Origin of the sequence: Tabrizicola sp. YIM 78059, from assembly GCF_004959785.1 — a bacterium.
Classification (GTDB): domain Bacteria; phylum Pseudomonadota; class Alphaproteobacteria; order Rhodobacterales; family Rhodobacteraceae; genus Tabrizicola; species Tabrizicola caldifontis.
Window position 1 is genome coordinate 1 of the sequence record NZ_SJZH01000045.1, and the last position, 1,918, is coordinate 1,918.

A 1,918-nucleotide genomic window follows, 5' to 3' on the forward strand; every position below is an offset into this window, starting at 1 on the left:
AGGATCAGCAGGCCCCCGGCGGGTACGCGTTCGGGCAACACGTCGCCGCGCAGGGCTGTGGCGGGCAACGCCGAAAGCCGCGCATGCAGCGCGGCGAGGATGGTTTCGCGAGGGGTGGGCATTTCAATCCTTCTTGCGTTCTGACGCCGCCGCGCGAGCCAAGCTGTTGAACTGTATCGCAGTATCGCCGATCATCGCGACAACACCTTCATCTCCCCGTATCCGCGACCCGCCCGACGGTTCAACCGATGCGAACCGATAGGATTTCTGAATGACGCGCCTCGATCTCGAGCGACAACAGGTCTGGATCTATCTCGCCGCCATCCTGGCAGGGCTGGGCTTGGGCCTGGTGCTGCCGGGGGCGGCCGCGCATCTCGAAGCGGCGCTCTGGCCGCTTCTGGGCATCCTGATCTTCGTGACTTTCACGCAGGTTCCGCTGATCCATCTGCCGCAGGCGTTCCGCGACCGGCGCTTCATGGGGGCGATGCTCGCGGGCAACTTCGTGATCGTCCCGCTGATCGTGGCGGGTCTACTGATGGTCCTGCCAGCCGACCCGGCGGTCCGGTTGGGCGTTCTCCTGGTGCTGCTCGTCCCTTGCACGGACTGGTACATCACCTTCACGCATCTTTCCGGCGGCGATACCGGCCGGGCGATCGCCGCCACGCCGGTGAACCTGATCGTGCAGATGGCATTGCTGCCAGCTTACCTTTGGCTGTTCATGGGATCGGCCTTTCTCGAAATCTTCGCGGTCGGTCCCATCGCGACCGTGTTCCTGACGCTGATCGTCGTGCCGCTGGTGGCGGCATGGCTGCTCGAGCGTTGGGTCGAGGCNGGTCCTGTCATCCTTGGCGGTCCTGCCGCAGGTGGCGGGCGTGTTCGTCGGTTTCCTCCTGCTGGCCCTAATTGCAGGGCTGGCCATTGTACGCGCGTTTCGCCTGCCGCCGCGATCCGGCCGCGCGCTGGTGTTCAGCCTCGGCACGCGCAATTCCTTTGTCGTGCTGCCGCTGGCGCTGGCCTTGCCGCAGGAATGGCGGCTGGCCATCGTGGTCATCGTCTTCCAGTCGCTGGTCGAACTGCTCGGCGTGCTGGTCTACCTCAAGGCGGTGCCGCTTCTTCTGCCCGAGCGATAAGAGTGGAGGCCAGTCCCCAGGCGGGCTTCAACGACCGCGGCCAGATTTCGGATCGGGCAGCGCCGCGAGCCTTCGAGGCAGGTCGGAGCGGCCGTGCAGGACGTCGATGATGATCACCTGCTCGGCGTCCTCGATGAAGACGACGAAATGCTGGCCGCAGCGTGCGAACCGCAGATCCTCGGGCAGGTCCGGATCGATCAGGCGGCGGCAGTCCTGCGTCTGCGCGGTCCCGGCCGCGATCGCCCGGCACACCGCGATCAGATCCTCTTCATAGGCCTCGGCCTGACGCGGGCCGAAGGTCTCGAGCGTCCATCCTGCGATGTTGATCAGCGAGGCTTCCGCCTTTCGCGTCAGCCGCCAGGGCTTCGGCATCAGGAGGCATTGCGCGCTGCGGCGAAAGCCCGGCGGATCGCGTCCTCGCCCGACCCTTCGGCGAGCGCGCCCGATCGCGCCTCCTCGAGGCCCGCGTTCAGCCGGGCGCGCAGTTCGCCCAGTTCGGCTTCCTCGCGCTCGAGCAGCCGCAGGCCCGCCCGCAGCGCCTCGGAGGCATTCTGGTATCGCCCCGACGCGACCAGCCGGTCGACCAGTTCGGATTGCGTATCGGTCAGGACGACGTTGCGGGTGGCCATGGGGATCTCCTGCAGGGCATTGGCAATATATGCCAATGCTGCTCCGATGTCGACCTCCGTTCAGAAGCGGGTCTCCACCCAGTTCGCGACGATCAGCCCCGGCACCGCGTCGTGAGCCTGCGCCGCGTCCCGCGCCAGGTCCAGCCGCTTCGGCAGCTT

The 1,918-nt window shown here is 66.7% G+C and carries 3 protein-coding genes and 1 pseudogene; 1 reads left to right on the plus strand and 3 read right to left on the minus strand.

Annotated features, from left to right (window positions below; translation table 11 throughout):
• Positions 1–122 (minus strand): annotated as a pseudogene (locus EZM81_RS18625) (acyl-CoA transferase); the annotation flags it as partial.
• Positions 123–271: 149 nt separating this feature from the next.
• On the opposite strand from EZM81_RS18625, the gene EZM81_RS17900 reads away from it, so the two are divergent.
• The gene (locus EZM81_RS17900) at positions 272–1,240 is read left to right on the plus strand and encodes an arsenic resistance protein (protein WP_248298281.1); all 969 of its coding nucleotides are present in this window, start codon (positions 272–274) and stop codon (positions 1,238–1,240) included.
• Here the strand turns inward: EZM81_RS17900 and EZM81_RS17905 are convergent.
• Positions 1,158–1,502, minus strand: a complete 345-nt coding sequence (locus tag EZM81_RS17905; protein WP_136646724.1) for a type II toxin-antitoxin system RelE/ParE family toxin — start codon at positions 1,500–1,502, stop codon at positions 1,158–1,160. The genes EZM81_RS17900 and EZM81_RS17905 overlap by 83 nt on opposite strands.
• Positions 1,502–1,759: a type II toxin-antitoxin system ParD family antitoxin gene (locus tag EZM81_RS17910; RefSeq protein ID WP_166583661.1), complete on the minus strand. Its 258-nt coding sequence runs from the start codon at positions 1,757–1,759 to the stop codon at positions 1,502–1,504. The genes EZM81_RS17905 and EZM81_RS17910 overlap by 1 nt, the downstream gene beginning before the upstream one ends.
• Positions 1,760–1,918: the final 159 nt, after the last annotated feature.